The following is a 26,799-nucleotide window of genomic DNA, read 5'->3' as shown; positions in this document are numbered from 1 at the left end:
GCGAAGGAGCAAAATAATGTCAACGGTTACGTCTGCAACCTCAGAAAAGAAGAAAAATGGCATGGGAATGTCCCGCATTTGGGATAACTACGGCATGCTGGTGGTTTTTGCCGTGCTGTTTCTTGGTTGTGCGATTTTTGTCCCCAACTTTGCCTCATTTATCAATATGAAAGGGTTGGGGCTGGCAATTTCTATGTCCGGTATGGTGGCCTGCGGGATGCTGTTTTGTCTGGCTTCTGGTGATTTCGATCTGTCGGTAGCCTCGATTATTGCCTGCGCCGGGGTTGCGACGGCGGTGGTGATTAACATCAGTGAAAGCCTGTGGATCGGCGTCGGTGCCGGGCTGCTGCTCGGTGTGGCGTTCGGCTTGCTTAACGGCTTCGTGATTGCCCGTTTGAAGATCAACGCACTGATTACGACGCTGGCGACGATGCAGATTGCGCGTGGCCTGGCGTACATCATTTCCGATGGTAAAGCGGTAGGGATTGAAGATGAGCGCTTCTTTGAACTGGGCTATGCCAACTGGCTGGGCTTGCCTGCGCCAATTTGGATCACTATCGGTTGTATGATTCTGTTTGGCCTGCTGCTGAACAAAACCACGTTTGGCCGCAATACGCTGGCGATTGGGGGCAATGAAGAAGCCGCGCGTTTGGCCGGGGTGCCGGTCGTGCGCACCAAGATTATCATCTTCGCCTTGTCCGGTCTGGTATCCGCCGCAGCAGGGATCATTCTGGCCTCGCGCATGACCAGCGGCCAGCCGATGACGTCCATCGGGTATGAGCTGATCGTTATTTCTGCCTGTGTGCTGGGTGGGGTATCGCTAAAAGGCGGGATCGGTAAAATTTCCTACGTGGTGGCTGGCGTACTGATTTTAGGTACGGTCGAGAACGCGATGAACCTGCTAAATATCTCGCCGTTCTCTCAGTATGTGGTACGTGGCCTGATTCTGCTGGCGGCGGTTATCTTCGACCGCTACAAACAACTGGCGAAGAAAACGGTATAAATGCCTGTGCGGCAGGTAAGAGCTTATCCCAGTAGGCGTTATTGGTGCCGCCAGTTTGGACACGGACAGCGCGCAGAAACCGGAGCGTACACGTAGTACGTGAGGATTTTGAGCACTGCCCAGGTTCAAAATGGCAAATAAAATAGTCCTAATGGGATGGCTCTAAGTCATTCTGCCGCGTCTTATCATTACTAGCGTGTACCGGAGGCCTGATGTATCACCGTATGGCGCATGAATCTCAGCCTAATCCACTGTTGCCGGGATATTCGTTCAACGCTTACCTCGTTGCAGGTTTGACGCCGATTCTGGCAGAAGGGCCACTCGATTTCTTTATCGATCGCCCTGACGGCATGAAAGGCTACATCATCAATCTCACCATGAAAGGACAGGGCCAGATTTTTGATGGTGATGAAACTTTTTTCTGTAATCCCGGCGATCTACTGTTGTTTCCGCCGAAATCGACGCATTTTTATGGGCGTTCACCGAGCAGCGACTGTTGGTATCATCGCTGGGTCTATTTTCGACCACGCGCCTACTGGGCAGATTGGCTGGAGTGGCACACCAAAAGCAGCGGGATTGGGCGCATGAGTTTGCCGAATAACCAGTTGTTACTGGAATTCGACAGGCTGTTTGCCAATATCGAGCAGACGCAGCGTTCCGGGCGGCGCTTCTCGGAAGAGCTGGGTATGAACCTGCTGGAACGACTGTTGCTCAGAGCGATGGAAGAAGATCCACAGAGCCCACAGAAAATTATGGACCCACGCGTGATTGAAGCCTGCCAGTTTATTACCAGTAATCTGGCTGGAGAGTTGCGTATTGACGAAGTGGCGCGGCACGTTTGCCTGTCGCCGTCGCGGCTGGCGCATCTGTTCCGCGAACAGGTGGGTATTAATATTTTGCGCTGGCGTGAAGATCAGCGCGTGATTCGCGCCAAATTGTTATTGCAGACGACGCAGGAATCCATCGCCAATATTGGTCGCGTGGTGGGGTATGACGATCAGCTCTATTTCTCACGCGTATTCCGTAAGCGTGTCGGTGTCAGCCCTAGCGATTTTCGTCGCCGCAGCAGCGAAATCAACTATCCGGCAGCCAAAACGCTGCCCGTCGCGTGGGGAGAGCAGATACCCCATGCTGTGAGCAGTTAACGAACACAAAAACGCGCTAGATTCCCCTGGCGGCGATCCCCCTCTGCAATCTGGCGGATGACGGGTATATACTGAGTGAGAAATCACAAAGTCAAAATACGCTAAGGGGAATCGTCATGAGTGAGACCGTTCGTGTTGGACTGCTGGGCTACGGCTATGCCAGTAAGACGTTCCACGCGCCGTTAATTGCAGGCACGGCTGGGATGGAACTGGTGGCCGTGTCCAGCAGCAATGCTGAAAAAGTGCATGCGGATTGGGCTAATTTGCGGGTTGAGAAAGACCCGCAGGCGTTGTTTAACGATCCCGATATTGACCTCATTGTTATCCCTACCCCCAATGACACGCACTTCCCGCTGGCGAAACTGGCGCTGGAAGCGGGTAAGCATGTTGTCGTCGATAAACCTTTTACAGTGACGTTGTCACAAGCATGCGAGCTGGGTGCGATTGCTGAGCGTGTCGGGAAAATGCTTTCTGTTTTCCATAACCGCCGTTGGGACAGCGATTTTCTGACGTTGAAACAGCTACTGTCAGCGGGAACGCTGGGAAATGTGGTGTATATGGAATCGCATTTCGATCGTTTTCGCCCCGAGGTTCGTCAACGCTGGCGTGAAGACGGCAGTGAAGGTAGTGGGATCTGGTACGATCTTGGGCCGCACTTGTTGGATCAAGCGCTGGAATTGTTTGGTTTGCCGGTGGCAATTCAGGTAGATATGGCACGGTTGAGGCCTGGGAGTAAGGCAATAGATTACTTCCACGCGACGCTGATTTATCCGCAGCGCCGGGTGGTGTTGCATGCCAGCATGCTGGTGGCGGCAGCCTCCGCACGTTATACCGTGCATGGCACGCGCGGTAGCTTTGTAAAATATGGTCTCGACCCACAGGAAGATCGTCTGAAAGCAGGTGAACGTCCGCCGCTAGCTGATTGGGGGCAGGATAAGCGTGATGGCGTGCTGACGCTGTCCCGCGATGGCATCACGGCAGAGCAAACTATTGCAACGATCCCGGGTAACTATCCGGCGTATTACGCGGCAGTACGCGATGCGCTGTTGGGCAAAGGTGAAAACCCTGTCAGCGTGCATCAGGCCATTCAGGTGATGGAACTGATCGAGCTGGGATTGCTCTCCTATGAGCAGAAAAAAGCCGTTACGCTGAAAAATAGCTAGATTTACTGCGTTTTATTCCAGATAGTTAACACTTTGTTTAAACGGGCGATCTTAGGATCGCCCGTATTGTTAGGGTGTCAATTGGGCTGATAACAGGCTAGGGGAAAGGTGTCAGGCATGGGGTGGTTACAACGGTTACGCATTGATAAGTTTTTATTGGTTCTGATTCTGGTTGTGGTGACGGCGTCGATTCTTCCTGCTGAAGGCTCCGTGAAGGTTTTCTTTGAGTACCTGACAACGGCGGCAATTGCTCTGCTGTTCTTTATGCATGGTGCGAAGCTCTCACGTGAAGCGATTACTACCGGGATGGGGCACTGGCGTTTGCATTTGGTGGTGTTTGCCAGCACGTTTATTTTATTTCCGCTGCTGGGAATGGGCATGAGTCTGCTGTCACCGATTGTGCTGACGCCGACGTTGTACCTTGGTTTCCTCTATCTGTGCGCGCTACCGGCGACGGTGCAGTCGGCGATAGCGTATACCTCTATGGCCGGTGGTAACGTGGCAGCGGCAATCTGTAGTGCGTCTGCGTCCAGCATTTTGGGCGTGTTTCTCTCGCCGATCCTGGTCGGTTTGCTGATGCAAACGCAGGGGGGCGAAACGGATACGCTGCACGCTATCGGTTCCATCATCATGCAATTGATGGTGCCTTTCGTCATCGGTCATCTGTCACGTCCGTTGATTGCCAAGTGGGTCGAACGTCACCGTAAGCTGATTAATATTACTGACCGGTCATCGATTCTTTTGGTGGTGTATGTCGCCTTTAGTGAGGCAGTGGTTGAGGGAATTTGGGGGCAGATCAACGGTTGGTCGCTGCTGGCGGTGGTTGGTTGTTCGATGGTGCTGTTAACGATTGTGCTGGTGGTGAATACGCTGGCTGCGCGCAAGCTGGGCTTTAATACCGCCGATGAAATCACCATTGTCTTCTGTGGTTCGAAAAAGAGCCTGGCAAATGGGATTCCGATGGCAAACGTGCTGTTTCCTGCGGCCGCTGTCGGCGCGATGGTGCTGCCGTTAATGATTTTCCATCAAATTCAATTGATGGTGTGCGCCGCGCTGGCACAGCGTTATGCCAAACGGATAACGAAAGAACAAGATACGTCTCATTAGTAAGATATTATCGATCCCTCGCGATATAACGCGAGGGGCGCAAAAATCAGCCGTGGAAGTAATTGCACGTGGATAACGCCTGATGCCTAGCGCTGTTTTCGCTCTGTACGGACAATCCCTTGACCAGCAGACGCCGGATCACGCTGACTTCAACGCGCTGACACCAAAAAGGGATGCAGCATAATCGAGGCAGAAATCCGCTTAACAAAACGCCCGAAACTGTTCAGATAAACTGAACCGGTTCTAAGATTTTTGCTGGTACTACAGGAGTCCGTTTGTGATTCGATACACCCTCATATTCCTTATGGTCGTAGGCATTAGCAGTGTCAACGCCGCCGAAGACGTCCCCTTGGATCTTGACATCAAGGACTGGATTATTGGCTGTGATAACACACGTGAATGCACTGCCATCGGTGCCGTCCCAATACGCGACGACATCGGTATCATGACTTTCAGCCTGCGTGTAACGCGTAAAGCCGGCCCGCAGGGCACCTTACGGGTGGGGGTGTTTAGCTACAACGCCCCTCGTGGCCAACCAACGCTCGATGGTAAGCCGATAAAAAATCGATTTGGGCCTGGCGAACTGAAAGAAGGCGATGTCCCCGAGGTTTTCGCATTGACCGGAACGGACGCCAAGTCCTTGATCGAAGAATTACGTAACGGGCAGGAATTGATATTGCCCATCGAGGGCGGTACCTCCGTTGCCTCGCTGAACGGGATGAGCGCGTCTCTTTTGCTGATGGATTCGGTTCAGGGGCGGGTTGGTACACAGGACGCACTGATCGCCAAGGGACAAGTGCCAGGTAGCAGTGTACCGCAACCGCCTGCCGCACCGCCGTTGCCGAGTTGGTATACACCCGCGGCCCTGACCCAGGGAAGGGCAAAAGAGATAGCAGATGCGGTGATTGCTGCAACTCGTAAGGATTGGCAGGGGGATTTGGTTGAAGGCACTCCGCCAAAAGCAGAAACATTCGCCTTGAGTGAAGATCAAGCACTGGTAATCATCGAAACGAGCTGTGGGGCATACAACTGTGCCTACAGTATTTATCAGACCCCCTTAAACCACCCTGAACAAGCGCGCACGGCGCAGATTGCCGAGGTGCCACGTTTTCCGTATATGCTGCCCCATGGTTACGTCGAATTTAACCCCACCACTGGTGAGCTGAGCAGTTATACGCTTGCGATGGGCATGGGAGGCTGTGGTACCTCGCTGCGCTGGCGCTATAACGGCAATAGTTTCACGTTGCTGCGTGCAGCCCAAATGAACACGTGTATGGGACTGGATCAGGCCTATTGGCCAGTCCTGTGGCGTACTAAGTCGAGCCTCGAAGAGCAATGAAAAACCTGAGCAAGGTAGCTTAAGTACGCCTGGCTAGCCGAATGAGCGCGAGTAGGCCATTCAGCCTTCCGTTTCCGTAAGATTGGTCTTCTGCCCCTCGCACGACGAGGGGCATTATCATCTGTAACCATTTAGAAATAAATTAAATAGTCTATTACAGTGATAGTTTCAAAACTGTATCACTTCCCCGATCCAGTACGTTATAACAATGCTGGCTCATCGACATTCGTTGTCGAGAGCAGGGCACAGTTGGTGATAATGAGTCTTTGAGATCGAGGGAATATGTTAAAAAAAGCGGTGTTAACTTTAGCGATGCTAGGGACGTTGGCTTCTGCATCCGTGCAGGCAGCTCAGCATGTGGACTGTGTGAAAACCGATCAAAAACAGATTGCATCGTTATTTGACCGCTGGAATGCCTCGTTGCAAACCGGTGATGCGAAGAAAGTTAACAAAAATTATGCGTCAGATGCTGTGTTGTTACCGACATTATCGGGTAAACCGCGCACGAATGACGCGGAGCGTATTGATTACTTCGAGCATTTTCTAGCGAAAAAACCAGTTGGGAAAATTGACACCCGCACGATCCGTATCGACTGTAATGACGCAGTTGACACGGGAACCTACACTTTCACATTTGGTGATGGAAGTGAGGCCAAAGCGCGCTTTACTTACACCTACATTTGGGACGGGAAGCAGTGGTTGATCAGCTCACACCATTCGTCGGCAACGCCGAAGGATTGAGTGATCAACTGTAATAAATTCGTACTAAACGGCTAACGATAGTTAGCCGTTTTTCATGTGAAGGTAGGCAGAAGTGACGACATGACGTCACTGTAATCAGGCAGAACCGCGTTTGCGCAGAACCTTTTCGCGCAGTTGCTGCTTTTCCTGCTCGCTGATAAACGCAATGTTCAGGCCATTTTCCTGCGCTTTACGGGTTTCGACCGCCGTCAGGCCAGCAAGGGGGGCTGCAACTTCATATTCATGTCGGATTTCAATGCCTTGAACCGCAGGGTCGTCAGTGTTGATGGTGGCTGGAATGCCGTAACGCAGGAAGTGGATCAACGGATGCTTATCCAGTGATTCCACTGTACTGGTTTGGATGTTGGAGGTCAGACAGGATTCAATACCAATTCCATTCTCTGCCATGTGCGTCATCAAATGAGGATCGATAATCGCAGTAACGCCATGCCCGATGCGCTCAGCGCCCAGATGATTAATCGCCTGCCAAATACTTTCCGGCCCGGCAGCTTCCCCTGCGTGAACGGTGATGTGCCAGCCAGCATCGCGGGCTTGTTGGAAGTGAGAAGTAAACAGCGCACCTGGGTGCCCCAGTTCATCACCTGCCAGATCGAGCGCTACGATGCGATCGCGTTGGGATAACAGCGCATCCAGTTCTTGCTGGCAGGCCTCTGTGCCGAATGTCCGGCTCATAATACCAATCAGGCGAATGTCGGTATCGAAATCACGACTACCTGCGGTAATACCGTCGATCACCGCTTCAACAACGCCGGCAATCGGCAGCTTATGATTCATCGCCATATAGTAGGGAGAGAAGCGCAGCTCGGCGTAGTCCAGCCCGGCCTTCATGGCATCTTCAACATTCTCGTAAGCGACACGGCGACAGGCGTCTAGCGAACCGAGCACGGCCACACCCCAGTCGAGCTTTTGTAAAAAACTCAGTAAGTCTGGCTCATTTTTAGTGATCTGAACATGAGGGCGAAGGGCCTCAAGATCGTTGGCTGGTAACGCAATATTGAACTGGCGTCCGAGTTCCAGAATACTCTGGGCACGGATATTGCCATCCAAATGGCGGTGGATGTCCGTCAATGGCAGGAATGAATCAATCATAATGTTATTATCTGATTACTGTTTTTCGTGCGACAAAGTATAAAAAGAAATCGTGGTAAATAGCTAATTGTTACCGCTAAAACTCAAGTGTTTTGGACGATCGTTGCACAATATCCCTCTGTTATTGTCTTTTTTGTCCTGTTATAGGGGCGTTCAACATCGGGATAACCCGGATATAGATGAGTTCGCTGAGTAACTCCACCAACGTTTGGCTGACGATCACGGCCGGAAGTAGCGGTAACGCCCCCGGTATTGCCAATGCCAACGGTAGAATAACCAACGAATTACGCGTGCTGGCGCTAAACGCCACCGCCCGCCCGCCGGCAGAATCCAGTCGGAACATGCGACCAGTGAACCAACCGAGCAACGGTGCCAACAGTGCAAAAAGCAGATAAAACGGCACGACGAATAAAACCGAGGCCCAAGTGGCGCGTAACGGTGGAATGACCGCAGCCACCACGATAAACAGCACCAATGCGGTAGCCGGAACAGGCAGGTAGCCCAATACCTCCGTCAATGTCGCTATCGTAAGCTGACGTGGCGCAAGCCATTGCAGAAGAGCTGCTAGCGCTAAAGGCAGGGCAATCAGCCAGATAAATGCATCGATAAAGGGGGCGAAGACGATGAGCCCTGCGGCATCATGGCCGAGAAATAGCGTCAGGTAGAAGGGCAACGCCAGCATTTGCAGCATCAATAGTATGGGCGTAGCGGCCAACAGGCGGGTGGCAGCGGCGCGGCCCAGATGCGCGAATGTCACTACGTAGTCAATACAAGGTGCGAGTAACACCAATAGAATACCCAGTTTCAACAACGGTTCAGCAGGGAGAAAGGGCAACAGCACTGCGACCAGCAAGGGGATCACGATGAAGTTGGCAACGATCAGTGCGCCGATGAATCTAACCTGGGTGAGGCTTTTTCCGATCGTGGTCAGCGGAACTTGCAGGAACGTGACAAACAGCATTAGCGCCAGCGCGGGATTAATCACGACATCCAACTGCTCCGTTTCTGGCAACACCAGGGCGGTTGTCACCGCCGCGATCACGGCAAAAAAATAGATCGCGACCTGATGGGCTTCCATGAAGGATTTCAACGCGGGCATGATGTTATCTCGATATCAAGCAGAAGAGGTAGGACAGAAAAAACGGTGGCTGCAAGGGCGACCACCGTGTGTTTTAGCGCGTCAGACTACCGAGAACTGGCTTATTGTACCGGTGGCGTAACGGGTTCTTCTTGTGCACCGGGCAGAGACTCTTCACCTTCTTCCGTGGGAACGGCGAAATAAGGGGCGATGAAGTCGGCTAGCGGTATTTTATTGCCGTTGAAGTCAATTTGACCATCAGCGTAGTGCAGTGAGCTGGTAATTGCGTTGTCTTTTGTGACGCTCAACTGGTTCATTTGGCCGATATCCGCCATCATCTTTGCCTGCTGCTGCGCCATTTCTGTCGCCTGCTTTTGCTCTTCATCGTTCGCGGGTTTCGGCCCTGCTTGTATCATTAACTCTGCCAGCATATCCAACGGGACATTGAGCTTCGCATCGAGCTTTTTGACCGACTGACGAATGATTTTTTCTTCATCCGATACCGCCGCGTCAGCGGCTTTATCGGTGCTCTGCAACGGATCGGTTAAATCCAGCGCCAGCGTGAATGTCCCTTCGCCTTTACTGTTTTTCCAACTGATTGGAGAGATTTCAACGCTCGGATTGCCTTTCAGCAACTGTGGCAGATATTGCAGAACAGACATGGCAACGTCGTGCTGATAAGTATCGGGGTCCATCGTGCTCGGGTCTTGCAACAGTTTCTGTACTCTTGCCTGATAGGCGGCGAGGAATTGCTTCGTGCCTTCGCCATCAAGCTGCGAAATAGACATGTTCACGTTACCTGAGCCCAGATTGCGGTCTCCGATAATTAAGGAATCCAGCGTAATGGCTATTTTGGCTGCCAAATTTTTGTCATCTTCTGTCGCGCTGCTTTGCAGAGAGAAGTTGTTGAGTTTAACGGGCTCGCCACCTTCTACGGTAAACGTCATGGATTTAAGGGACAGGGCGCCATCACCTAAATCAAGGTCGAATTTGCCTTTTTGATTGGTTCCCTTGATGGAAAAATCGGTGACATCGACATTTTCTGTCTGGCCCCAGGCATTCTTCCTTTCCATCTTCACGCTGCTGATTGTGGTATCTATCTTGCTGCTGCGCAGGTCATGCCCGATGTCCAACAAGATATCCGCACCGCTGAAGGAAAATTTCTGTTCTGGCGTTTGATGGTCGATCGGCACCAGCGTAATGAGTGACTGCGTATCACCGCTGTAGGCGACGCGGGTTTCGGCCGTAAAGAACGGCTTATCTTTAGTCAGTTCAAACCAGGCTTTGACGGCTGGCGTATTAGCCAACTCGGTATGGACAGAGCCCATCGCTGGTGCGAGGTTGAATTTCTTGAGCTGTGCCAACGGGAACGGCCCATGAGAGACGGTTTCGTTGAAGACAAGTTCTTCACCGGGCGCAAGGAATTGTGTGCCTTTTGCTGTGCCATCGCTCTGTAACACATAGGCTAGCGTGCTGCTGAATACGCCACCCTGATAGTCGCGATAAACGACTTTCAACCCTGCATTCGGGTAGGCTTGCTTAATTTGTGTATTCAACGTATCGGTAAAACCATCAATCTGCTGAGCTAACTGCTTACCGGTGTACCAGGATGCGCCGGTCCAGATGGCGCCCAGAGCAACAATAACGCCTACGGCGACTAACGACTTCTTCATTTTTATTCATCCTTTAGTAAAAAAATGCGCGTTTTCAACGCAGAACGTAGATAACTTTTAATGCAATACACGGGTAAATTTCAACGCTATACACGTGTAACAACCGTGTAAGGAGCGCGTTATCGGTTAAATACGCGAGCGAGACGCCCTTGTCCCTCAACCGTTATCGGTGATTCACTGGCGGAAATAAAGCAGGATTCTCCTGGATGTAGCGAGAGTCGCTGCTCACTTTTTTGTAGGACGGCATGACCGTCAACGCAAAATACAATAGCAGCACTGTTTTGGCTGAGCGTTTGTGGATTCTGGCTCAGTTCATGCAGTGAAAAAGCAAAATCGCCAACAGGGATAGGGAAACTCAGTTCATTACCCTGTCGGTGTGGCGTCGTCAGTAATTGGTTTGCGGGTTTGGCTTCAAATACCACATTTTCCAGTAGCTCTGGAATATCAATGTATTTCGGCGTTAGCCCCGCACGCAGCACGTTATCCGAGTTAGCCATGACTTCTAATGCCACGCCTTTCAGATAGGCATGTGGCGTTTGAGCAAACAGGAACATGGCTTCGCCGGGTTGAAGTGTAATAACGTTCAGCAACAGCGGGGAAAACAACCCATTGTCATCGGAATAATAGTGGGTAATTGCGCGGATGGTGGCCCAGGGTTCGCCATTTTGGCTGTTTAGCGCGGCTTTCAATACGCCGAGCGCGCGAGATTTTTGCTCACCTTCCATACTCAGCAGATTGGTGAACAGCATGGCGAGGTTTTTCGCGTCAGGCTGTTGTAAAAATGCGGCGATTGACGGATGCGCGCTGGCAACTGGCTCCAGTAGGTGCACAATTTCAGATAATTCTCGAAACCCGTTCATCGCCTGAAAAGGCGTTAGCGCGTAGACCAATTCTGGTTTGTGATTGGCATCCTTATAGTTTCTTTCGGCCGCGTCCAGCGCGATACCTGCTGCATTCTCTTTCGCAAAGCCTTGTTCTGCCGCTGATTTACTCGGGTGAACCTGAATAGAAAGTGGTTGTTCTGCGCACAGTACTTTAAATAAAAAGGGTAATTCGCCAAAACGTTGCGCGATCGTTGCGCCAAGGTGGGCAGCCGCGTCTTCGGCAATCATCTCACGTAGGCTGTAGGTGTTGCCTTTTTCATCAATAACCGCCGAACTACTTTTGGGATGCGCACCCATCCACAGTTCTGCCATCGGTAAATCATTTTTATTATCAATGCCATATAGCTCAGTTAAGGCATATTTGCTGCCCCAGCCATAGTGCTGGACACAATTGAGCATTCTTTGCATGTTGGCTCTCTGCTATTACATTAATTGTTAATTTTTGTGATATTGGCTGCTAACTACTTGAATGATTATGAATACACTGCATCTTCTTTGCTTCATGGTAATGTTTTATGTAGCGCGATGCCAGACCGTGTTAGTAGACGCAATAAGTGTTATAGGCCAGTCAGTGTTATCAGAATAGGCCCAGCGATGTGATTCGATGTCTTCTACTATTTGAATCTGTGTTTTAAGGAGGAAAGGTAATGAGCACGACGCGTAGTGAAAAAGACTCAATGGGGCCAATCGATGTTCCTGCGGAACGTTTATGGGGAGCACAAACGCAACGGTCACTGGAACATTTCCGTATTTCTGAAGAAAAAATGCCGCGTGCGCTGATTTATGCGCTGGCGCAAACCAAGCGTGCAGCGGCCCGCGTCAACATGGATCTCACGCTTCTGCCAGCCGATCGAGGAAATGCGATTATTCAGGCAGCGGACGAAGTGTTGGCAGGAAAACATGCAGGAGAATTCCCGTTAGCGATTTGGCAGACGGGGTCTGGCACGCAAAGTAATATGAATATGAACGAGGTGTTGGCTAACCGTGCCAGTGAACTACTGGGAGGCGAGCGTGGCAACAAACGGCTGGTTCATCCAAACGATGATGTCAACAAAAGTCAGAGTTCTAACGATGTGTTCCCGACGGCGATGCATGTGGCGGCTGTGGTTGCGATCAACGAACATCTGATTCCTGAATTGAAAGCATTGCACGCGACGCTAGCATCGAAGGCTGAGCAATTTAAGGATATCGTCAAAATCGGTCGTACACATTTACAGGACGCCACGCCGCTGACGCTAGGGCAGGAAATCTCCGGCTGGGCGGCGATGTTGCAGCATAACCTGAAGCATATCGAAAACAGCGTGCCGCATATTTGCGAGTTGGCACTGGGCGGTACTGCTGTTGGTACGGGGTTGAACACGCATCCTGAATATGCGGTGCGTGTGGCGGAGGAACTGGCGCAATTAACCGGTCAACCGTTCGTAACCTCGCCGAATAAATTCGAAGCACTGGCGACCTGTGATGCACTGGTTCATGGACATGGTGCCTTAAAGGGGCTGGCGGCATCGTTAATGAAGATTGCCAACGATGTGCGCTGGCTGGCTTCTGGCCCGCGCTGCGGCATTGGTGAACTGAATATTCCTGAAAACGAACCAGGCAGTTCCATCATGCCAGGTAAGGTCAATCCGACTCAGTGTGAAGCGCTGACAATGCTGTGTTGCCAGGTGATGGGTAATGACGTTGCTGTGAATATTGGCGGGGCTTCCGGTAACTTTGAGCTAAACGTGTACCGCCCAATGGTCATTCATAACTTTCTGCAATCGATTCGCCTGCTGGCTGATGGTATGAAGAGTTTTGATGAGCACTGTGCGGTAGGGATTGAGCCGAATCGCGATCGTATTAATCAACTACTGAACGAATCGTTGATGCTAGTGACTGCGCTGAACACGCATATCGGCTATGACAAGGCAGCAGAAATTGCTAAAAAAGCGCATAAAGAAGGACTGACCCTGAAGGTGGCTGCGCTCAAACTAAGTTATCTGACCGAAGCTCAGTTTGATGAGTGGGTCCGACCGCAAGAGATGGTTGGTAGCTTGAAGAACTAATGATGCTGTAGTTAGCGTTTTATCACGTAGCCTGCCGATATCTATCCGCAGGCTTTTTCTTTTTCATTCCGGCGCATCGGTATAGAGATGCAAACGAGGAATAAGCAGGCGGAGTTCGGCCGCTTTCGGTTTGTGTTTGTGTTTGATGTTGTTGGCATCGTAAGGATTCAATTCGCCGATAACCGGCACATCGCCTCCAGACTCTTGCTGACAAAGCACGAGTAGGGGAGACGGGCAGGGGTGCTGAACCTGTTTCTGCTGCTCGGGATACCACACACGTGCGATAGGCTGCACTTTTACCGGACGTTTTATCTTCAGGACGGCATCTTCCGGCAATTGCAATACGGCATCCATTTCCTGTTCTACATGCTCAAGCCATTGCGCTTTGGTATACGGTGTCGCATGTTTTGCTGCGTTCAGGCTTCTGGTCAGTTTCTCCAGCAGCTCCCCTCGCGCCATATTCTTGATAATGTGCTTATTCGCCCAGCCAAAGCGGACTGATGCCGGATTTGTTATTAGCGTCAACGAGCGGTAAGCGCTAAGCGTGATCAACCCTTTCAGATGTGTGTGGACGAACTCAAAGCGCTGCTCCGGTTCTAGCCCTGATTCAACGGTAATAATCTGTTCCAATTCCTTTTTAAGTGCATTAATTTCCGCGATGAGCGACTGTGCTTGCTGATATTGTGCTGCGTTTACGGAAAAGCAGAGTGCTCCCGGTAAACGAATGGCACTTTTGCTGCTGAGCGTTTCCGGATAATGATGAATGAACAAACGCTGAAAATGCGCTAGCCCTTTATCTCTAGCCTTCAGTCCAACATCCTGCGTGACGGCTATGTGTTCGATAGGGTCATGCTCAGTTCCTTTTTCCACATTGGGAAGGGAGTAAACGCGGCCCGCCAGCAGTTGATACGTAGAAAACTGTTGCTGCATCAAGGCCAACTTAGTCTCCAACGTTCGAAAACTGTGGTTCATGCGTTCGATTAGCGCGTAGCGATTCATCATTAAATCTATTTTAGTTACAACATACCTATATTTATACTCATAAACACACACTTCAGCAATCACGATTGTCATTATTTTCAGTCAAGGCTGGTGGGGGAATCGAGAGGGATGAGGTGGGCAACGTGGAGTTTACCCTGATTCAGATAAACTCCGATAATAAAGAGGTTTAAAGGCGGTGTTTCAGTATCAGGCTGACTATCAATGCAAAAAATAAGAGCGTTGCGAGGAACACAGTAATGCCCATCCAGCCGAATGAGTGCCAGAAGAGTCCCCCCAGCGTGCCAGCGAGGCTCGACCCCAAATAGTAAGAAAAGAGATACATTGATGAAGCCTGCCCCTTGGCGCGCCGTGCCCGTTGGCCAATCCAACTGCTGGCAACCGAGTGGGCGGCGAAGAAGCCCGCAGTAAAGAGCATCATCCCACCCAAAATAGCGAATAACGGACTCAGTGCCGTCATTCCTAATCCCATTAGCATCAGAAGGATCGCAATACTCAGCACCGGGCCGCGTCCATAGCGGGACGTCAACGCGCCGGCTTTTGGTGAACTGTAGCTTCCGGTGAGATAGACCACAGAAAGTAAACCAACCACCGCCTGACTGAGTAAATACGGCGGAGCTAAAAGCCGATATCCGATGTAGTTAAACAGCGTAACAAACGCGCCCATCAGCAAAAATCCCTCAAGGAACAACAGCGGCAAACCCGTATCGCGCCAATGTAGTTTACTATTTAGCAGCAGCGTTTTCGGGCGCAGTGAACCGGGGCGAAAATGGCGTGATTCCGGCAGAATTCGCCAGAATGTTATCGCCGCAATGAGCGCGAGTACGCCGATTGCACCGATTGCAACCCGCCACGGGAAATAGTCCGTTAATACGCCGCTGACCAAACGCCCGCTCATCCCGCCGATCGAGTTGCCGCTGATATATAACCCCATCGAAAATGCCAATACACTGGGGTGAATTTCCTCACTCAGGTAACTCATGGCGACGGCCGCGACGCCGCTTAGCGACAGGCCGATCATTGCCCGCATGATCAATACGCCGTTCCAACTAGTCATAAATGCGCAAATCACGGTACAGATCGCAGCCAGCATCAAGGATACCACCATCACATTCTTACGACCGATCGCGTCGGAGAGTGGCCCGGTGAACAGCAGCCCAAAAGCCAGCATCACCGTTGAGACGGAAAGTGACAAACTGCTGGTTGCTGGCGAAATACCAAAATCCTGAGATAACACCGGTAATAGCGGTTGTACGCAATAGAGCAGGGCGAATGTTGCTAGTCCAGCAGAAAACAGCGCCAACGTGACACGCATAAATTGTGGTGTGCCACGTGTGATATAGGGATTTTTACCAGAAGATTTCGGGACGATAGCATCCGTATCGTCGGCTGTAGAAATAGGCCAATCGCTTGGTGCCGAAGATGGCAGATTACTCACAATAATTCCTTACCGGAGAAGGTAAATCAGGCGTAAACAACAATGAAGCGATCATAGAAGAGTGATATTATTTTGTATAATATATTAATAATCATGATTGATACGTTTAAAGTATGAATATCGAACTACGCCACCTTCGCTATTTTATTGCCGTCGCCGAAGAGTTGCATTTCGGGCGTGCCGCAGAAAGATTACGCATTTCACAGCCACCGCTGAGCCAACAGATTCAAATTTTGGAGGAGCAGGTGGGCGCGAAACTTTTAGCGCGTAACAACCGGAATGTTCAGCTCACCCCAGCGGGTTCGATGTTTCTGAAAGAAGCCTGGTCGATCATCAGCCAGGTGGATCAGGCGGCGGAGCGGGCATCCCGTATTCAACGCGGCGAGATTGGAGAATTAACGATCGGCTTTACGTCGTCTGCGCCGTTTATCAAAAAGATTTCCAGCAGCTTGCTGCGTTTTCGCCAAACATACCCGGAAGTGCATATTCAGATGATAGAGCTCAACACCAAACAGCAAATTGAACCACTGCTGAACGGTAAACTCGATATTGGCATCATGCGCAATAACCCGCTGCCGGATGCGTTGAATCATCAGTTGCTGTTGCGTGAACCGCTAATCGCCGTGGTGCAGGAATCCCATCCGTTAGCGCAACAGGCCGCAGGGTGTGCAATTAACATCACACAGTTGGCGAATGAACCGTTCGTTTTCTTCTCCCGTGCGGTCGGAACTGCACTGTATGACGATACGCTGACGTTGCTGAAACGCTATGGCATCAGCCCCTACATCACGCAAGAAGTCGGCGAGGCGATGACTATCGTCGGATTGGTATCAGCGGGGTTGGGCGTGTCCATTTTGCCTGCGTCATTCTTGCGTATTCGGGTCGATGGGGTGAAATATTTACTGCTGGAAGAGGACGATGCTACGACTGAAGTCTGGTTGGTTACGGCGCGACATCATCCGCAAAGTGCAGCGGCTAACATGCTGATGTCGCTAATGCTGGGCGGATAATAGTTAAAATATGCGCACTAAATCACATAACGAATCAAATATTTGACGAGTTTAGTGAAAAGCCCCACCATACCCGCAGTTTTTTTATTTTGCAGCGTGAAAAATAGTTATGCCGCGATAATAAAGATAAATTTTTCAACAGCAGTACCCGTTATAATGCGAATGAGTAGGAGCCAGGTTTGTGATTGCCGACGGTCAACCAGGACACATCGATCAAATCAAACAAATTAATGCTGGTGCAGTCTATCGGCTGATCGATAAGTACGGCCCGATATCACGTATCGAACTGTCCAAACGCGCTCAGCTCGCGCCCGCCAGTATTACCAAAATCGTCCGTGAACTGCTGGAAGCTCATCTGGTACAGGAAACTGAATATCAGGATGTCGGCAGCAGAGGGCGTCCCGCTATCGGCCTGATTCTGGATACCCAAGCCTGGCACTATCTTTCTGCGCGTATCAGCCACAATACCCTGTTATTGGCACTGCGTGATCTCAGCAGTAAGCTGGTTGTGGAGGAAGAGATTCCACTTCCCGCAGAAGCCGTGCAGCCACTGCTCGACCGCATTTTGAATGAAATCGATCAGTTTTTTATTCGACACCAAAAACGGTTGGAGCGATTAACCGCAATTGCGATTACCGCACCAGGCATGATTGATTCTAGCAAGGGTGTTATTCACCGGATGCCGTTTTATGACGTTGAGGAGATGGCGATTGGTCCGGCCCTGGAACAGCGCACGGGGCTGCCGGTGTATTTGCAGCACGATATCTGCGCCTGGACAATGGCTGAAGCGCTATACGGCGCATCACGTGATTGCCAAAACGTCGTTCAGGTGGTGATCGATCATAACGTCGGCGCGGGGATCATTACCGGTGGGCGTATCCTGCATGCGGGAAGCAGAAATCTGGTCGAAATAGGGCACACACAGGTCGATCCCTATGGCAAGCGTTGTTATTGCGGGAATCACGGTTGTCTGGAAACGGTCGCTAGCACGGAAAATATGCTGGAACTGGCGCAGCAACGCATGAATACTTCCATGAGTTCGCTTCTGCACGGTTCACCGCTCAGCGTTGAAAACCTGTGTGATGCCGCGCTCAAAGGCGATCAGCTAGCCAAAGATATCATTAACGATGTGGGTAATAACGTGGGCCGCATTGTTGCCATCATGGTGAATCTCTTCAATCCCGATAAAATCCTGGTTGGTTCCCCCCTGAATAAAGCAGCCAGCATTTTGCATCCCGCCATTTTAGGCTGTATTCAACAACAGTCATTCCCGCCCTATAGCCACAACATCAAGGTGGAAGCGACCCAGTTCTACAATCAGGGTACGATGCCCGGCGCTGCACTGGTGAAAGATGCACTCTACAATGGATCGCTGTTAGTTAAATTGTTGCAGGGATAACCATAAAGGTGTAGAGCAACAAAACATTGCGCTAACGCAAACCGCCAGAATGAGGCATAGCCTAGACTTTCACGCTTGGAAAGCATTTAGCTGTGCTTGTTTTGTTGTATTTAGGTGGTCTGGAGTTATCCCATGTTGAAACGTATTTTTGTCACTGGTACTGATACCGCTGTTGGCAAAACGGTGGTATCCAAGGCGCTACTGCAAAAACTGGCGCTGGCAGGTAAGTCGGTTGCGGGCTACAAACCGATAGCAAAAGGGTGCGAAGAGACGGAAGCGGGTTTGCGTAATAAAGATGCACTGTTGCTACAAGCGGCCTCTACGCTGGAATTGCCCTATAACATGGTTAACCCCATTGCACTGCGAGAAGATGAAATCAGCGCCAGTGATGAAGCGATTGATTACTGTACGATGACGCAAGGTCTACGCCACATGAGCGAGATCGCGGATATCGTGGTGGTTGAAGGCACCGGTGGGTGGCGAACCGTTATGAACGATCTACGGCCATATTCCGAATGGGTGGTACAGGAACAACTGCCTGTTGTGCTGGTCGTCGGCATTAAGCTGGGCTGCATCAGCCATGCGCTGCTAACGGCACAGGCGATTATCAATGATGGTTTACCGTTGGTTGGCTGGGTCGCTAACCGTATTAACCCCGGTCTGGCGAATTATGCAGAAATTATTCATGTGCTGCGCAAAAAAATTCCGGCACCGCAACTGGGCGAATTACCTTACTTACCCCGCGCTGAGCAACGAGATCTCTCGTCTTATATCGATCTTTCTGCCGTCAGCAATTAGTTTCTCTCATTTTCTATTCCCGCATCCTGCGGGAATAAATTTTCTCCGCCATGCCACCTGTTATACTCACAGGCAGTTTTTCTTCTTATCCTGAAAATATAATGAAAACAGAGAATAACCAGAAACCAACACCTGTCCCACATCGCCATTGGATTTTAATTGCCTGTATGCTGGCCATGTTCACGGCGGCGATTGAGGTGACTATTGTCGCCACGGCATTGCCCACGATCATTGCGGATTTAGGTGGGTTTTCCCTATTAGGTTGGGTCTTTGCGGGTTATTTGCTAACACAGTCGATCAGTATTCCAATTTATGGTCGATTGGCCGATTTGTATGGTCGTAAAAAGGTTTTCTTTTTTGGCATGATTGTGTTTTTGCTGGGATCGATTCTGTGTGGGTTCTCTACGCAGATGGGCTGGCTAATAGTCTTCCGAACCTTGCAAGGGTTGGGCGCAGGCGCGATTACGCCGATTGCGTTCACTATTGTTGCCGATGTTTACAGCTCAACCGAACGCCCGAAAATCCAGGGGTATCTGTCTAGCGTGTGGGGTGTTTCCGCCATCATCGGCCCTCTGCTCGGAGCGTTTATTGTTCAACATTTTAACTGGGCACTGGTCTTTTGGGTCAACGTGCCGATTGGGCTATTTTCGATCTTCTTGCTGGCTCGCTATCTACCGACGATCAATTCGGTACGTCAACATAAGTTGGACTGGGTTGGGGCATTTTATCTGGTGGTGTCCGTCGCCAGTCTGCTGATGGCGTTGCTACAGGCGGAGGTGTTTGGTTACTGGGTGATCCCGCTGCTCGCCATTTCCGTTGTGGGTAGCATCTTGCTGGTTCGACAGGAAAAACACACGCCAGAGCCGTTGTTTCCACTGGCGTTGTGGCGCAATCGGATCATTATCGCCGGTAATCTCGGGGGATTAGTCGTCGGTGCTGCCATGATGGGCGTGAGCGCTTTTTTACCGACATTCATTCAGGGGGTAATGGGCAAAACTCCGCTAGAGGCAGGTAGTATATTGGCGATGATGTCGATTGGCTGGCCGCTGGCCAGCACGTTGAGCGGGCGCTTAATGCTGTGGACATCGTACCGATTTACGGCGATGTGCGGTGGTATTGTGCTGCTTATTGGTAGCCTGACGCTGCTAACCGTTCAACCAGACAGCAATCTTATGTGGGCACGGCTCGCGGCATTTTTGATCGGTTCGGGAATGGGGCTAAGCAGCACCACATTTCTGGTTTCGATACAAAACTCGGTGGACTACTCTATTCGCGGTATTGCGACAGCTTCCGCCATGTTTACCCGCATGCTGGGATCGGCATTGGGGACGGCAATTCTTGGTGCTACGTTGAACATCAATCTGCACTGGCGATTACCGGAAGTGAGCGATCCGCTCCAAATACTCATGGACCCAGCCAAACGCATTTTGCTGAGCGTAAACCAGCTCGATACGCTGGCATCGCAAGTCGCCTCGTCAATTCACGGCGTATTCATCGTTTCCGCCCTCATCGCCGCTATTACGCTGCTTTCCGCCAGAATGATCCCTACGAATCAGCGGCCAGGACATATCGAAAGCGGAAAAAAATAACGACAAAAGAAAAGGCGCGAAAGCGCCTTTTGAATATCCAGAGGAAGGGTTATGGTGTGGTTGTCGGCTGGCCTTCTGCTGGCACAGGCATACTTTCCGTATTAATGTCCCCCTCGGCGTGCCGGGTGTAAACAATCTTGTGCGAATCATTCTCGCAGTGACCAACCACCTGACCACCGGTTTGATTCACCTGATCGTTCGGTACGATATCCAGCGTAAAGCTAGATTCAGGCACGCCATTGGCGATGATTTTCTGGGCAATATCCGCTTTTACGCTCTCGCAAGATGCCTGTGCAGCCAACGGCACTACCAGGAATAACGCGGCACCAAAAATGACGGTTTTTTTCATCTTTTGATCCTTTTCTCTGAAAAAAGTCCCTTTGAGTATATCAAACGATGAAGATAACGCGAAAAAGCGGCGAAATCAGGCCATCAATGATGATTAAACACAGGGCCCCGTAGCACAACCATACATCATAAACAGCGGGAAAAGGATAACGGCTGGAACCATGAGAGGAGCAAGCAGCACCTCTTTGCCCGAGTTATCGCTGCTATTGATAACCACAGGGATCGGTTGCGGCAAGCGTCCCTTGTCTGTCGGGCTGACTAGTGAACCTTCTTTCTTAGCGAATGTGCCGTTCGCGCTAAACGTGACTTCCCCTTTTCCCATCGTCGTGGGAATGTGTGCGGCGAAGAGTTCACGTAAATCAACTTCCTGCTCTTTGGTCAATCGGTGAGTATCAATAACGTTTTTATACCTCGCGTAGACCTGACCATTACGGAGAGAAAAATCGACCCTCACGCCAAGGATAATGTCTTTGTAATCACGATAAAACGCGTAATAGTCCTGATACTCTTTTTGCGCTCTGGCGTCGGAGAATTTATAAACATAAGTATCGGACTCAGCAACAATCGCCCCGTTGTTATTGGTGATGGCCGTGATGTTGTCCGTATCCGGGTACGTGCTGGCGCACGAACTGACCAGTAGGCACATGATGAACACGCCCCACCGTTTTATGTGAAAAGGGCGTAGAAATAACTGTGCTAAATCCATATTCATCCTGATGTGCTCTATTTTGGATAAAAATGCGTGTTGCTACGATATAACGATAATCGTTGAATTTAACGGTGACGTCATCCTCGGATGAGAGTCAATGTGCGGCAATACGAAGACAAAAGGGGAAACCCACGCCAGAAGGCGTGGGTAAAGAATCATGGGGCAACCGGGCGGCCAGTACGACGATCGAGGCAGCGATCGGTCGTGTTTTCCCAGTAAGCATTAACGTTATAGCTGGCGTTACATTTTTCACGCCCATCAATGGCTTTTTCAGTTTTATCGAATTCTTTCTCAACTCGATTGTTCACTTTATTACGCAGGGAGCGGGTTGAATCCCATTGCTCTTTACTTTGACGCGCCGCTTCTTTCGACAACGCGCTGTCGCCAGAATCAACAATGATATGACGCGTATCAGCCAGTGCGGCAGGCTGCCAGGCTGCAGAAACGATAACCAGAGAAAGCGGGATAAAGGCCCGAATCAAAGAGGAAAAAGAGTAGTGGTTCATGTTTCACCTTGACTGAACGAATGATAAAAACCAACGCCAATGCCGCAGAACGATAACACGTGCACGGCAAAGCGATAGACAACAAAGGGCGACTGACGTTCCCTGTAACCTTCGTGCATCGTGCAAAACAAAAGGCTACCTATAACAAGAAGTATACATCCTTCGCTTCAACGGCACTATAACCGCGCCGCATTGCGCTAGGAGGGAAGAGAAAAGGGCATGAAACGTGCGTCCATGCCCTGAGTTGTTCTGCTATTGGTGGCTATCAGCCTTCGCGATGTACGCTTAAACCGGCGAAAGATTGGCTAACCGGCATCATTTCCAACGTGTTGATATTGACGTGCGCCGGCAGGGTGGCAACCCAGAAAACGGCCTCAGACACATCTTCGGCCGTCAGCGGTGTGGTGTTGTCATAGGTTTTGCTAACTTTTTCATCGTTACCTTTGAAGCGCACGGCTGAGAACTCTGTTCCGCCGACCAGACCGGGTTCGATGTTCGTCACGCGGATTCGGGTGCCAGACAGATCGGCCCGTAATCCCAGGCTGAACTGCTGAACGAACGCTTTGCTGGCCCCGTACACGTTACCGCCAGCATAAGGCCAGTTTCCCGCAGTGGATCCAATGTTAATGACGTGACCGATATTGCGCTCCACCATATCAGGCAGCAGCGCACGGGTCATAAATACCAACCCCTTGTTATTGGTATCGATCATATTTTCCCAATCGTCTACCGATGCTTTATGTGCAGGTTCCAGACCCAATGCCAGACCCGCGTTGTTCACCAGTACATCAATCGCCCGCCATTCAACAGGTAGAGAGGCAACAGCCTGTTCAATCGACTGACGATCGCGCACGTCTAATTTTAACGTATACAACGCATTGCCTAGTTCCGACTTCAGTGCATCCAGACGTTCCTGACGGCGGCCTGTCGCGATCACTTTATGGCCCGCACTAATAAATTTACGGGTAATTGACTCACCAAACCCAGCGGTTGCACCGGTAACAAAAATAATCATGCTCTTTTCTCCCTGACCGTTTTCATGTTCTGCTTGTGCCTGATATCAATATAAATAATGAAAGGCATGAGGTCATTTAGCCGCGCAATTCCCCGCGGGTCAAGCGTTACTCGGGTTTCAACGAGGTAGCTCAGGAATAATTGCCCCTCAGAGAGAGGGGCTGAAATCGAATTCCTATCGAGAGATACAGGCTTAGAAGACAGGATGCCGCACCATAGGGGGGCGGAAAAATCGGTATGGCGGAGAGTTAAATCCAGTTCTTGTTACGGAATTCACGCATGGTATCCGCGACCCACTGCATTTCCTGCGGTGTACCTAACGAGATGCGGCACCAGTTATCTGCCGGAGGAAACACGCGACCGATCAACACGCCGACATCTGCCATATGTTTTTGGTAATCCTTCAGCGGGACGACTAACTGGTGGAAAACAAAGTTCCCTTCAGACGGCAAATACGGCAATTTCAGGTCATCTAACGCTTTCAGCAGGATTTGACGCGACACATCATTACTCTTTTTGCTGTAAGTGATAAATGCCCGATCGTCCATCGATGCCAATGCGGCATCCACGCCGCTGAAGTTGATTTTCTCGCCCGCGACATACCGCCCCAGCAACGCAATGACGTTGGGATGTGCGACAGCATACCCCACGCGCATACCAGCCATGGCATGTATTTTAGAGAACGTTTTCAGCAGAATAATATTCTCTGCGCCTTGGGTAATCATCGGCGAAATAGAGCGAAAACGTGGGTCATTGACGAATTCGGCGTAAGCCTCATCGACGATAAACATCGTATTGGCAGGCTTGCTGGCAATCCACGGTTCGATTAAATCCGCAGGTGTAATCGTGCCCGTTGGGTTGTTAGGATTGACCAGATAAACGATAGAGGGGCCAGAGTAACCTGCAACGGCGGCTTTTAGCCCTTCAATATCGAATGCCCAGTTGTCGAGCATTTTAACTTTCGTGACCTTAATTCCGGCAATGTTGGCAAAGTGTTCGCCATCACCGTAGGTTAATTCAGGGATCACCAACTGTGCCTCCAGTGATGCGTAGGCTTCAATCGCTGCCCGAATACCTTCGGACGATCCCGCTGTCAGCAAAATAGAAGGGGCTTCCACCTGATGATGCACCGCTAGTTTATTGCCAAGCATCAAAATTTCATTTTTTGCGTAGCGATTGGCTTTCACGACCGCATCACGTGCGGCAGCTTGCGCCTTGGGCGACATACCCAGTGGATTCTCATTGAAGTTAATACGGATTGGGTTATCGGTCGACGGCGCAGTAAAGGCTGTGCTTTCAGGCTGAGTTTCGGCAAACACTCGCGAGTTTAATCCTGTGGTTACCGCCACCGTCCCCAGCAGGGCGCCAGAAAGTTTTAATAATGCTCTGCGTTTCGGGTTTAACACACCGCTTTCATTGATTAAAAAATTCATCAAAACACTCTCCTTAGTTACATAATGACAGGAGAGCTAAAGCATAAAGCGCGCCAATTTTCCTAGCTCGTCAATCTGTAATACCTTGTCAAATCGGTGAAATAATATTTTCTTACGCCACGTTTTCCCACATGGCGGGAAATTTCACCTTTTTTGCATATCGATTAAAGGTAAAAAAAATTTATTTATTCACTTGGTGATTAAATCAAATGATAGGTATTACTTATGCAAGAGATCCATCATGGCGCATAAAATGATGCACTTGCCCTACGAGATAGCGATTAAGCCACGCTCCCTCAGAGCGCTAACAGTGGCCTGAATGACACACTTCGATGAGTTTAGGCCAACTTATCTAAAGCGATTACCTATTATCGGGCGGAGCGATCCTGTTGCTGTCTTCGTGCACACTAGCTATCTTAGCTAACTGGCTATCTTAACCAACGTGCTGTTTCATCACTGAAAAGGACCATCCTATGCCCCATATTGATGTCAAACACTTCCCAAGGGACCTGACTGAAGAAGAGAAGAAAGTCATCGCAGAAGATCTCGCCGCGGTACTAAAGAAGCACTTCGGTTCTTCTAACGATTCGCTTTCTGTCGCGTTCAACGAAATTCAGCCGGAACGCTGGAAGGACGAGGTTTACGATCCGATCATCAAACCGCAGTTGGATACGCTAGCGAAAAAACCAGGATATTCGTATTAAGAAAGCAAAAAAAAGCCGATAACACATTGAGTATTATCGGCTTTCATGGCTCGGTAGAGCAGGGGGTTACGCTGTCAGCAGTTGCTGGGCAGTGCTTTCAACCAACGCCAGCAGGACTTTGACATCATCCAAGTTGACCGTTGGGTTCAGTAACGTCAGCTTCAGGCAGGTAATACCGTTAAACTCGGTGACCCCGACGTTGGCACGTCCTGACTCCAGTAATGCATCGCCAATACGCTGGTTAAGCAATGCAACCGTCGCATCGTCCGCTGTCGCCACCTGCTTTGGACGAGAACGGAAAAGAACGCTTGCCAGTTGTGGCTGCATAACTAATTCCAGCGAGGCGTGTTCAGCCACATATTGTGCAACCTGCTGCGCCAATGTAACACCGTGATCGATGATCGCCGCGTACTGCTGTTGGCCTAACGCTTCCAGACCCATCCACAGTTTCAACGCATCAAAACGGCGTGTCGTCTGTAATGACTTCGACACCAAATTCGGCACGCCTTGCGCTTCGTCGAACTCAGAGTTCAAGTAAGCCGCCTGATAGCGCATCAGTTCATAATGGCGTGCTTCTTTCAGCAAGAATGCGCCACAACTGATGGTCTGGAAGAACTGCTTGTGGAAATCCAACGTAATGGAATCCACTAACTCAATGCCGTCCAGATAATCGCGATACTTCTCGGACAGCAGCAATGCGCCACCCCAAGCTGCATCGACGTGTACCCAAATCTGGTGTTCCGCTGCCAGTGTTGCAATCGCCCGCAGAGGATCGATCGCGCCTGCATCAGTCGTACCTGCTGTCGCAACAATTGCCAGAATCTGCTCGCCATTCGCCTTGGCCTGCGCCACCTTCTCGGCTAGATCGTTCAGATCCATCCGCGCGAAACGGTCGGTTTTCACCAGCGTGACACATTGGTAACCTAAACCCAGTAAAGCCATGTTCTTTTGTACCGAGAAATGGGCATTTTCAGAACAAAACACTTTAATTTTCTTCAGGTTACCAACCAATCCATCTTGCTGGATCGAATGTCCCTGACGGGCGAAGAAAGCGTCACGCGCCAACATTAGCCCCATCAGGTTGCTCTGGGTGCCACCGCTGGTGAACACGCCAGCATCGCCAGACTGATAGCCGACTTGAGTGCGCAGCCATTCAATCAGCTTCATCTCAATGATGGTCGCTGACGGGCTTTGATCCCAAGAGTCCATGCTCTGGTTTGTGGCATTAATCAACACTTCAGCCGCTTGGCTGACCACCAGACTCGGGCAGTGCAGGTGAGCGACACACTGTGGATGATGCACCGACAGGCTGTCTTTCAAAAAGTACTCAATCGCACGCTCAATAGCGATCTGGTTACCCAGGCCCTGAGGATTAAAATCCAGCGTGATGCGTTCACGCAGTTCAGCAACCGTTTTGCCCTGATACATCTCAGGCTGTTGCAGCCACTGCATAACGGCTTGACTACTTTGCGTAATTGCATCCTGATAGGCTTCGATACTCTGCACAGAAGAAGCCAGAATCGGGTTTACTTTTGTTTCCACTAATGGGGACATCGTGGTCATT

The 26,799-nt window shown here is 50.5% G+C and carries 24 protein-coding genes; 12 read left to right on the top strand and 12 right to left on the bottom strand.

What is annotated here, in order from left to right:
- The first annotated feature begins 16 nt into the window (after positions 1–16).
- The 6 genes from araH to A8F97_RS06955 all read left to right on the top strand — a co-directional run bounded on the left by araH (position 17) and on the right by A8F97_RS06955 (position 6,498).
- A complete protein-coding gene (araH, locus tag A8F97_RS06980) occupies positions 17–1,003 on the top strand; it encodes an L-arabinose ABC transporter permease AraH (protein WP_005968627.1) in 987 nt (328 codons plus the stop codon).
- A 212-nt stretch (positions 1,004–1,215) separates the two neighbouring features.
- Positions 1,216–2,148, top strand: a complete 933-nt coding sequence (araC, locus tag A8F97_RS06975) for an arabinose operon transcriptional regulator AraC (RefSeq protein ID WP_014699948.1) — start codon at positions 1,216–1,218, stop codon at positions 2,146–2,148.
- A gap of 116 nt (positions 2,149–2,264) precedes the next feature.
- Complete coding sequence (locus A8F97_RS06970; protein WP_014699949.1) at positions 2,265–3,311, top strand: oxidoreductase; 1,047 nt, start codon at positions 2,265–2,267, stop codon at positions 3,309–3,311.
- A 117-nt stretch (positions 3,312–3,428) separates the two neighbouring features.
- Complete coding sequence (locus tag A8F97_RS06965; RefSeq protein ID WP_015730477.1) at positions 3,429–4,418, top strand: bile acid:sodium symporter family protein; 990 nt, start codon at positions 3,429–3,431, stop codon at positions 4,416–4,418.
- A 277-nt stretch (positions 4,419–4,695) separates the two neighbouring features.
- Entirely contained in the window at positions 4,696–5,757 is a 1,062-nt protein-coding gene (locus A8F97_RS06960; protein ID WP_082218623.1) for a DUF1176 domain-containing protein, read from the top strand.
- 282 nt (positions 5,758–6,039) lie between these two features.
- Entirely contained in the window at positions 6,040–6,498 is a 459-nt protein-coding gene (locus A8F97_RS06955) for an SgcJ/EcaC family oxidoreductase (RefSeq protein ID WP_014699952.1), read from the top strand.
- A gap of 96 nt (positions 6,499–6,594) precedes the next feature.
- Here the strand turns inward: A8F97_RS06955 and add are convergent, their stop codons facing one another.
- The 4 genes from add to manA all read right to left on the bottom strand — a co-directional run bounded on the left by add (position 6,595) and on the right by manA (position 11,651).
- Positions 6,595–7,608, bottom strand: a complete 1,014-nt coding sequence (gene add / locus A8F97_RS06950) for an adenosine deaminase (protein ID WP_014699953.1) — start codon at positions 7,606–7,608, stop codon at positions 6,595–6,597.
- Between the two features lie 121 nt (positions 7,609–7,729).
- Positions 7,730–8,707 (bottom strand): arsenic resistance protein, encoded by a 978-nt coding sequence (locus tag A8F97_RS06945; protein ID WP_015730480.1) that lies wholly within the window; start codon positions 8,705–8,707, stop codon positions 7,730–7,732.
- Between the two features lie 101 nt (positions 8,708–8,808).
- Positions 8,809–10,359: a YdgA family protein gene (locus tag A8F97_RS06940; protein WP_033071504.1), complete on the bottom strand. Its 1,551-nt coding sequence runs from the start codon at positions 10,357–10,359 to the stop codon at positions 8,809–8,811.
- Between the two features lie 119 nt (positions 10,360–10,478).
- The gene (gene manA, locus A8F97_RS06935) at positions 10,479–11,651 is read right to left on the bottom strand and encodes a mannose-6-phosphate isomerase (RefSeq protein ID WP_033071505.1); all 1,173 of its coding nucleotides are present in this window, start codon (positions 11,649–11,651) and stop codon (positions 10,479–10,481) included.
- A 239-nt stretch (positions 11,652–11,890) separates the two neighbouring features.
- Here manA and fumC point away from each other — a divergent pair, with 239 nt between their 5' ends.
- Complete coding sequence (fumC, locus tag A8F97_RS06930; RefSeq protein WP_033071506.1) at positions 11,891–13,288, top strand: class II fumarate hydratase; 1,398 nt, start codon at positions 11,891–11,893, stop codon at positions 13,286–13,288.
- Between the two features lie 63 nt (positions 13,289–13,351).
- Here the strand turns inward: fumC and tus are convergent, their stop codons facing one another.
- Complete coding sequence (tus, locus tag A8F97_RS06925) at positions 13,352–14,287, bottom strand: DNA replication terminus site-binding protein (protein WP_025919092.1); 936 nt, start codon at positions 14,285–14,287, stop codon at positions 13,352–13,354.
- A gap of 169 nt (positions 14,288–14,456) precedes the next feature.
- Positions 14,457–15,725, bottom strand: coding sequence for an MFS transporter (locus A8F97_RS06920; protein ID WP_015730485.1), 1,269 nt, complete (start codon positions 15,723–15,725; stop codon positions 14,457–14,459).
- A gap of 113 nt (positions 15,726–15,838) precedes the next feature.
- On the opposite strand from A8F97_RS06920, the gene A8F97_RS06915 reads away from it, so the two are divergent.
- The 4 genes from A8F97_RS06915 to A8F97_RS06900 all read left to right on the top strand — a co-directional run bounded on the left by A8F97_RS06915 (position 15,839) and on the right by A8F97_RS06900 (position 20,521).
- Entirely contained in the window at positions 15,839–16,735 is an 897-nt protein-coding gene (locus A8F97_RS06915; protein ID WP_014699960.1) for a LysR family transcriptional regulator, read from the top strand.
- Positions 16,736–16,916: 181 nt separating this feature from the next.
- Positions 16,917–18,134 carry a sugar metabolism global transcriptional regulator Mlc gene (gene mlc / locus A8F97_RS06910; protein WP_015730486.1) on the top strand — a complete coding sequence of 406 codons (1,218 nt, stop codon included), beginning with the start codon at positions 16,917–16,919 and terminating at the stop codon, positions 18,132–18,134.
- A gap of 132 nt (positions 18,135–18,266) precedes the next feature.
- Positions 18,267–18,932, top strand: a complete 666-nt coding sequence (gene bioD / locus A8F97_RS06905; RefSeq protein ID WP_014699962.1) for a dethiobiotin synthase — start codon at positions 18,267–18,269, stop codon at positions 18,930–18,932.
- A gap of 101 nt (positions 18,933–19,033) precedes the next feature.
- A complete protein-coding gene (locus A8F97_RS06900) occupies positions 19,034–20,521 on the top strand; it encodes an MDR family MFS transporter (RefSeq protein WP_025919094.1) in 1,488 nt (495 codons plus the stop codon).
- Between the two features lie 49 nt (positions 20,522–20,570).
- Here the strand turns inward: A8F97_RS06900 and A8F97_RS06895 are convergent, their stop codons facing one another.
- The 5 genes from A8F97_RS06895 to A8F97_RS06875 form a co-directional block, all read right to left on the bottom strand.
- Complete coding sequence (locus A8F97_RS06895) at positions 20,571–20,870, bottom strand: DUF1161 domain-containing protein (protein WP_014699964.1); 300 nt, start codon at positions 20,868–20,870, stop codon at positions 20,571–20,573.
- Between the two features lie 93 nt (positions 20,871–20,963).
- Entirely contained in the window at positions 20,964–21,575 is a 612-nt protein-coding gene (locus A8F97_RS06890; protein ID WP_227001593.1) for a hypothetical protein, read from the bottom strand.
- A 158-nt stretch (positions 21,576–21,733) separates the two neighbouring features.
- A complete protein-coding gene (locus tag A8F97_RS06885) occupies positions 21,734–22,084 on the bottom strand; it encodes a DUF1283 family protein (protein ID WP_005968590.1) in 351 nt (116 codons plus the stop codon).
- 265 nt (positions 22,085–22,349) lie between these two features.
- On the bottom strand, positions 22,350–23,099 hold the full coding sequence (gene ydfG, locus A8F97_RS06880; RefSeq protein ID WP_015730489.1) for a bifunctional NADP-dependent 3-hydroxy acid dehydrogenase/3-hydroxypropionate dehydrogenase YdfG: 750 nt from the start codon (positions 23,097–23,099) through the stop codon (positions 22,350–22,352).
- Positions 23,100–23,346: 247 nt separating this feature from the next.
- Complete coding sequence (locus A8F97_RS06875; RefSeq protein ID WP_033071508.1) at positions 23,347–24,531, bottom strand: pyridoxal phosphate-dependent aminotransferase; 1,185 nt, start codon at positions 24,529–24,531, stop codon at positions 23,347–23,349.
- Between the two features lie 473 nt (positions 24,532–25,004).
- Here A8F97_RS06875 and pptA point away from each other — a divergent pair, with 473 nt between their 5' ends.
- A complete protein-coding gene (gene pptA / locus A8F97_RS06870; RefSeq protein ID WP_014699968.1) occupies positions 25,005–25,235 on the top strand; it encodes a tautomerase PptA in 231 nt (76 codons plus the stop codon).
- Between the two features lie 66 nt (positions 25,236–25,301).
- Here pptA and A8F97_RS06865 read toward each other — a convergent pair whose 3' ends face one another.
- A complete protein-coding gene (locus A8F97_RS06865; RefSeq protein WP_025919096.1) occupies positions 25,302–26,798 on the bottom strand; it encodes a pyridoxal phosphate-dependent decarboxylase family protein in 1,497 nt (498 codons plus the stop codon).
- Between the last annotated feature and the right edge of the window lies 1 nt (position 26,799).

This window comes from Pectobacterium parmentieri (genome assembly GCF_001742145.1).
GTDB classification, from domain to species: domain Bacteria; phylum Pseudomonadota; class Gammaproteobacteria; order Enterobacterales; family Enterobacteriaceae; genus Pectobacterium; species Pectobacterium parmentieri.
Note: the sequence above shows the minus strand (reverse complement) of the source record. Positions and strands in the feature narration are given on the sequence as shown.